The 6,427-nt window shown below is 69.0% G+C and carries 5 protein-coding genes; 3 read left to right on the forward strand and 2 right to left on the reverse strand.

Annotation, left to right across the window (positions count from 1 at the left end; translation table 11 throughout):
- Positions 1–431 precede the first annotated feature (431 nt).
- On the forward strand, positions 432–1,169 hold the full coding sequence (locus QK444_RS07470) for a DNA alkylation repair protein (RefSeq protein WP_282778397.1): 738 nt from the start codon (positions 432–434) through the stop codon (positions 1,167–1,169).
- 262 nt (positions 1,170–1,431) lie between these two features.
- Here QK444_RS07470 and QK444_RS07475 read toward each other — a convergent pair whose 3' ends face one another.
- Positions 1,432–2,487 carry a ferredoxin--NADP reductase gene (locus QK444_RS07475; protein ID WP_282778385.1) on the reverse strand — a complete coding sequence of 352 codons (1,056 nt, stop codon included), beginning with the start codon at positions 2,485–2,487 and terminating at the stop codon, positions 1,432–1,434.
- A 52-nt stretch (positions 2,488–2,539) separates the two neighbouring features.
- Positions 2,540–3,166 carry a mycofactocin system transcriptional regulator MftR2 gene (mftR2, locus tag QK444_RS07480; protein WP_282778387.1) on the reverse strand — a complete coding sequence of 209 codons (627 nt, stop codon included), beginning with the start codon at positions 3,164–3,166 and terminating at the stop codon, positions 2,540–2,542.
- A 196-nt stretch (positions 3,167–3,362) separates the two neighbouring features.
- Here mftR2 and mftF point away from each other — a divergent pair, with 196 nt between their 5' ends.
- Both mftF and QK444_RS07490 read left to right on the forward strand, forming a co-directional pair.
- A complete protein-coding gene (mftF, locus tag QK444_RS07485; RefSeq protein WP_282778389.1) occupies positions 3,363–4,763 on the forward strand; it encodes a mycofactocin biosynthesis glycosyltransferase MftF in 1,401 nt (466 codons plus the stop codon).
- 188 nt (positions 4,764–4,951) lie between these two features.
- The gene (locus QK444_RS07490; protein ID WP_282778391.1) at positions 4,952–6,319 is read left to right on the forward strand and encodes a GAF domain-containing protein; all 1,368 of its coding nucleotides are present in this window, start codon (positions 4,952–4,954) and stop codon (positions 6,317–6,319) included.
- Positions 6,320–6,427 lie beyond the last annotated feature (108 nt).

Genomic DNA, 6,427 nt, shown 5'->3' on the forward strand with positions numbered 1-6,427 from the left:
TCGGCGTCGCCGAGCTGGCCCGCGCCGCCCACCGCACCCGCGCCGCCGCCGTGGAACTCGTATCCGCCTGGTACGGAGGGGCGGACCAGATGCGAAATTTCGCTGAGGCGCTGTTACAGGCCGCGTCGGAAGGCGCAGGCAGGCACTAGCGCGGGTCGACCCGTCGCCCACGGCACCTCGCCGGGATCGCGGGCGCCGGTTCGGGAGGTTGCCACCACCGCGTTTCGGACGCCGTGGCTGCCGCCGCTGTCGGGGCGCAGCAGGCGGATGCGCCTTCTGCCGACCGGCCAGGAACCCGACACCGGCACGTCACCGATGTCGAGTCCGGGACAGCTGTCGTGGCTGATCTGCTCGTGCGCACCCGCGCCGCCATGGACCGCGTGTCCGAATGGCGCACCGGGGGCCGGATCCGATGGCCGTACCATCCGGATATGGGCGCATTGACGGCGGAAGCGGTGCGGACAGCGCTGGCGGAGGTCGCCGATCCCGCGGATGCGGCGCAGCTACAGCGGTTCTTCAAGACGGGGCCGGGGGAGTACGGGGAGGGTGACGTCTTCATCGGGGTGCGGGTGCCGCAGACCCGCAAGGTCGCGAAACGGTTCGGGGGACTGCCACTGTCGGAGATCGACCGGCTGCTGGACAGCGAGGTGCACGAGCACCGACTGGCGGCGCTGGTGATCCTGAACGCGCGGATGGCGAAGGCATCGCGGGTGCGCACGGGCAGCGCCGCGGAGCAGCGCGCGATCGTCGAACTGTATCTGGCCGCCATGCGGCGGGGGCGGATCAACAATTGGGATCTGGTCGACACCTCGGCCGAGCACATTCTCGGACCGTGGTTGCTGGAGCAGCCGCGGGATCCGCTGTACGAGCTGGCGGCGTCGGATTCGCTGTGGGAGCGGCGAATCGCACTGCTGACCACCTTCGCCTTCATCAAGGCGGGTGATGCGAGTACCACGCTGGCGCTGTGTGAGCGCCTGCTGTCCGACCGCCGCGACCTGATCCAGAAGGCCGTCGGGTGGATGCTGCGGGAGGTCGGCAAGCGAGTGGAACCGACCGCCCTCATCGACTTCCTGGAGAGGCACGCCGCCGACATGGGCCGCATCGCACTGAGTTACGCCACCGAGCACCTCACCGCCGACCAGCGCGCGCACTACCGAGCGCAGCGCTGACGGCCTCCCCGCCTCGAACGCACCTCCCGGCCACCGAACCGCCCGATGGTCGCGTGGACGTCGGTCGCCGAACGCCACAGTGGTCGCGTGTGGGTGTCGGGTCGCCGAACTCCCCGGTGATCGGGTGTGGCTGTCGAGGTCGCCGAGATATGCGATGGGTCGCGTGTGCCTTGGGCGCTGTGCCCAGACTCCGCGCGGATGCCGCGACCGTGCCGTCGAGGGCACACCGCCCGCGAGCGGGCGGGCCGCACCCCGAGGCTGATCAGAACTGGATCTTGAGGTGGTCGGTGACCGGGCGGGCCTGGCAGCCGAGGATATAGCCGTTGGCGATGTCCTCGGGATCGAGGATCTCCGCGTTCTCCATCTCCACGGTGCCCTCGAGCACGGTGCAGGCGCACGATCCGCATTCGCCCTCGAGGCAGGAGTAGGGCACGTCCAGGCCCTTGGCGAGCATGATGTCCACCAGGGTCTGGCTGCGCGGCCAGTTCATCTCGTGGGTCTCGCCGTCGAGTTCCACCTCCACGCTGGCGGCGTCGGCGGCCTCCTCCGCACTGATCTCGACGGGGGCGACATCGGCGAATGGATCGCCCGACAGCGAGTTGAAGACCTCCGCGTGGGTGCGGTTGCGCGGCACCCCGAGCTGGGCCAGCGCGTCGTGCACCCGGTCCATGAACGGCTTGGGGCCGCACATGAAGGCGCTGAACTCGGTGTAGGGCCGGGTCAGGGTGGCGAGCGCGTCGGCGGTGGGCAGGCCCTGCAGCTGTTCCAGCCAGTGCACGACCACCAGCCGCTGCGGGTTCTTGTCGGCGAGTTCGCGTAGTTCGTCGGCGAAGATCACATTGTCGTGGTCGCGGTTGGCGTACACCAGCACAACACGCGAATTACCCCGTGCCAGAGCCGATTTCAGGATCGACATGACCGGCGTGATGCCGGATCCGGCGGCGAAGAGCAGCAGGTCCTCGTCGAGGTTCTTGGGCGTGAAAACGCCGGAGGGCGGCAGTACTTCGATCGAGTCGCCCGCTTTCACGTTGTCGCACACCCAGTTCGAGGCGTATCCGTCCGCGGTGCGCTTGACGGTCACCTTGGGCGCGTCGTCGGTGTGCGGTGAACTCGCCAGTGAGTAGCAGCGCGCCACCGACCCGGTGAGGTCGCTGGGAATGCGCAGCGTCAGGAACTGGCCCGGCTGGTAGCTGAAACGTTCGCGCAGTTCGGCGGGAACGTCGAAGACCAGCGAGCAGGAATCGGCCGTCTCCTGGATGACCGCGGAGACCCGCAGCACGGCCGATCGCGAGCTGTGCGGTACGTCGACGGTGGTCATAGTGTCCTCTCGAACCCGGCGCTGTGTGGCCAAACTAGAACGTGTTCTAGTTTCATACTACGTGGCCGTCCCGCTGCCGGACAAGCTGGGCCTCGAGCCCGGCGATCAGCACGTCCATTCCGAAGTCGTAGGAGTACTTCCCACGCAGGTCCGATAAATGCTTGGTGGCCCGTTCCACCGCCTCCGGCAGCGCCCGCTCGTCGTGTAGCGCTGAGCGGTCACGCGGATTCACCCGGCCCCGGCCGAACAGGTAGGTGTGGATGGTCGCATACGCCGAGAGCACGTTGCGATCGCTGAACCCGGCCTCGAACAGGATCTCCATCAGCGCCGCGATGAGATCGAGCTGCTTGCCCAGCATCTGTTCGATCAGCACGTCGCCGAGTCCGGGATGTTTGCGCAGCTTCTCGTCGATCTGGTCGATGAGATCGCGCAGCCGTCGCTGCCACGGCCCGGCGTCGGGCGGCGGCTTGCGCACGCCGGTGAGGGCGGCGGTGGCGACGAGGTCGAGTAGCTCGCGCTTGTCCGCCACGTAGTAGTACGGAGCCATCGGGGACACCCCGAGTTCGCGGGACAGGCGGCGCATGGAGAGCTTCTCCACGCCGTCCTGCCGGACCACCCGAAGGGCGGCCTCGACGATCTCGGACTCCGACAGAGTGTTGCCGCCCCCACTCGACTGCATACGTCCGACTCCCATGCCACCTCGACCATTGCGGGTACGGCGACGGCCGTCCCTACTACCTGCGCTGCTGTTGTTCCACGCAGTCTAGAGCGCGCGCTCGGCCGGTGGTCCCGCCACGTTCCGGTCCGGGCACGGGTCTTCGGGAGCGGCGTGCCGATCCCGTTTGCCGCCTATGTGCTGACCTAGCATCTCAGGAATGCGCCATGATCGACTTCCCGATGGTTTCGGGGTGCGAATCGATCCCAGGGTGCGCACTTACTCCGGTGGACGTTTCCTGGTCGGTGGCTCGCCGACCGGGTTGCTGCGGCTCGCGCCGGAGGCTGCGGCCCGGATCGGCGACGGCTACCTCGAGGTGACCGATCCGCTCTCGGCCCGGGTGGCCAGACGCCTGCTCGATTCCGGTGTCGGCAATCCGCGCCCGCGATTGCTGCCCTCGCCGGAGGACGTCACCGTGATCGTGCCGCTGCACAACGACGCCGCCGGGTTGGAGCGGCTGCTCTCGGCGCTGCGCGGGCACTCGGTGATCGTGGTGGACGACGGCTCGGATCGCCCGGTCCGCATTCCGCCCGCACGCGGCACCCGCCGTCGGGTGACGGTGCTGCGCTCGGATCGCCGCCGCGGCGCCGCCGCCGCGCGCAATCTGGGATTGCGGGCCGCCACAACCGAATTCGTGGCGTTCCTGGAGTCGGACGTGGTGCCGCGCAGCGGCTGGCTGGAGGTCATGCTCGGTCACTTCAGCGATCCCAAGGTGGCCCTGGTCGCCCCGCGCCTGCTGGCCATGGACCCGGATTCCACGGTGCTGGCCCGCTACGAGCACATGCGCGCGTCGCTGGAGCGCGGCCGCCGCGAGTCCGCGGTGCGCTCGCGCGGCCCGGTGCCCTATGTCCCGGGCACCGCACTGCTGGTGCGCCGTGACGCCCTGGCGCGTGCGGGCGGATTCGACGAGACCATGACCGCGGGCGCGGATATCGACCTGTGCTGGCGGCTGGAGCGCGCGGGCTGGCGGCTGCGCTACGAGCCCGCCGCGCGCGTGGCGTACGAGTGCCCGGTATCGTTGCGAAAGTGGTTCGCGCACAAGGTCTCCGAAGGTGCCGGCGTGGCGCCGCTGGGGCTGCGCCATCCCGGGATGGCGGCGCCGCTGGCGGTGCCGCTGTGGACCGCGGTGGCCGCCCTGCTGTTCGCCACCCTCACCCGTTCGGGCGTGTTCTGCGGCCTGCTCACCCTGTGCGCCACCCTGGCCCGGCTGCGCCGCGTCTTCGCCGAACTCGACAATCCCACCCGGGTCTCGGCCATCTATCTGGCGCGCGGTTTCTCCGCGGGGCTGTGGCGGCTGGCGTCGGCGCTGTGCCGCCACTACTGGCCCGTCACCGTGCTGAGCATGGTGCTGTCGCGTCGCATTCGCCGCATCGCGGTCACCATGGCGATGGCCGACGGCCTGGCGGACTGGTTCACCCATCGCGAACCGGGCGGCCTGGACCCGGTGCGCTATCTGGCCTGCAAACGTCTGGACGACGTCGCGCACGGCACCGGCCTGTGGTGGGGAGCGGCCCAGGCGCGGTCCGCGGTGGCCCTGCGCCCGACGCTGCCGCCGCACTGAACCGGCGTCCTTCCCGCAACCTCGCGCTGGGGCGTCGGCCACGAAGAATAAACCCGAATTAAAGATAAATAGACACAGCTCACATTTTGCGAGGGTGCTGTCACGGTGTGACCTGCCGGACAAAGAACCTGCTTCCGGGTTGTATGCCTGCCTTCGTCGGTACAGTTTGTGCCCGAAGGGAAAGGCAAATGGTCAGCAACATCGCAGGTGGGAGCCCCTCCCAGCACGGCGCCGAATCGGGCTCACAGCTGGGTGCGCTCGAAGCCTATGCCGCACAGGCCCACGGCTATCTGAGCGTCGGCCCCGAACAGCTGGGTCAGTTGGCGGGTCTGCTGCGTCCGATGGTCCTCGAGTCCTGGCTGCGCAGCCTGCGCGGCGGCGTCGATCCCATGGACGACGGCGACGGGCGCGGCCTGAGAGGCGCTGACCTGCAACGGTATCGGGACAATCATGCCATCGCCGCGGTGATGCCGCTGGTCGACAAGCTGTTGTTGCGCGACGCCACCGGCACCGGTCTCATCGTGGTGGTGGCCGACCAGTTCGGTCGGGTGCTGTCGGTGCACGGCACGCCCGATCGGGTGAGTGCCGCGGCCGAGGCGGGATTGCGCGAGGGCAACGACCTCTCCGAGCGCCGGGTGGGCACCAATGCGGTGGGCCTGGTGGTGCGCACCGGCCGCGCGGCCTGGATCCACGGACCCGAGCACTTCCTGCACCGCATGCACCAGATCACCGGAGCCGCCGCGCCCGTGCACGATCCGGACGGTCGCCTGGTCGGCGTGCTCATGATCGCGGGCGGGGTGCGGGTGGCGCGCCCGGAGATCCTCGCGCTGGTGAAGGCCGCCGCCACGGCGGTCGAAATGGATCTGCTGCTGGCGGCGGTGCGCTCCGGCCGGGATCAGCAGGTGCGCCATCCCGCCGATGCGATGCACCCGCCCGCGCCGGAACGCCTCGGTCTGGATGTGCTCGGGCTCGGGCAGCCGCAGCTGACCGTGGCGGGGGAGCGAGTTCCGTTGTCGCAGCGGCATGCCGAGATCCTGCTGCTGCTCGCCGAGCACACCGAGGGGCTGAGCGCGGACCATCTCGCGCTGTTGCTGGACGACGCCGATCTGGACAACGCCACCATCCGCGCCGCGGTGTCGCGACTGCGTTCGGTGGTGGGTTCCAAGGTCTTCGGCTCGCGTCCCTATCGATTGCTGGTTCCTATCGCCACGGATGTGGAGGCGCTGCGCGCGGCGCTGGATTCCGGTGATGTGGAGGCCGCCGTTCGGCTCTATTCGGGGCCGGTTCTCCCGCGTTCGACCGCCCCGGGAGTCATAGACATTCGCGATGAGTTGCGCGTGCGATTGCGCACCGCCGTGCTGCGTTCCGGGGATACGACCGTGCTCAGCAGATGGACCGCGGGCGCGGAGGGGCGTGACGATGCGGCGGCCTGGGTCGCCTATCGCGCTACCGTTGACCGGGACTCTCCCTTGTATTCGCAGATAGAAGCCAAGATTCGCGTTCTCGATCGGCGTATGGGCGCCGATGCAACGCAGATGCAACGTTTCGGCTCCTAGTCTCCACATCCGAAAGCGCGGTCAGTCACATCTGACGACCGCAGTGTGGCGGCACCCACATTCACGGTGGCCGTCACGTTCTCCCGTGAGCCAACTAGACACTCGTCC

It is taken from the genome of Nocardia sp. CC201C, assembly GCF_030010695.1.
Classification (GTDB): Bacteria; Actinomycetota; Actinomycetes; order Mycobacteriales; family Mycobacteriaceae; genus Nocardia; species Nocardia otitidiscaviarum.

What these genes read in the sequence shown, in the direction of transcription:
- QK444_RS07490 (WP_282778391.1), top strand. Translation starts at nt 4,952, where the DNA reads ATGGTCAGCAACATCGCAGGTGGGAGCCCCTCCCAGCACGGCGCCGAA.
- mftR2 (WP_282778387.1), bottom strand. Translation starts at nt 3,166, where the DNA reads ATGCAGTCGAGTGGGGGCGGCAACACTCTGTCGGAGTCCGAGATCGTC.
- mftF (WP_282778389.1), top strand. Translation starts at nt 3,363, where the DNA reads ATGCGCCATGATCGACTTCCCGATGGTTTCGGGGTGCGAATCGATCCC.
- QK444_RS07475 (WP_282778385.1), bottom strand. Translation starts at nt 2,487, where the DNA reads ATGACCACCGTCGACGTACCGCACAGCTCGCGATCGGCCGTGCTGCGG.
- QK444_RS07470 (WP_282778397.1), top strand. Translation starts at nt 432, where the DNA reads ATGGGCGCATTGACGGCGGAAGCGGTGCGGACAGCGCTGGCGGAGGTC.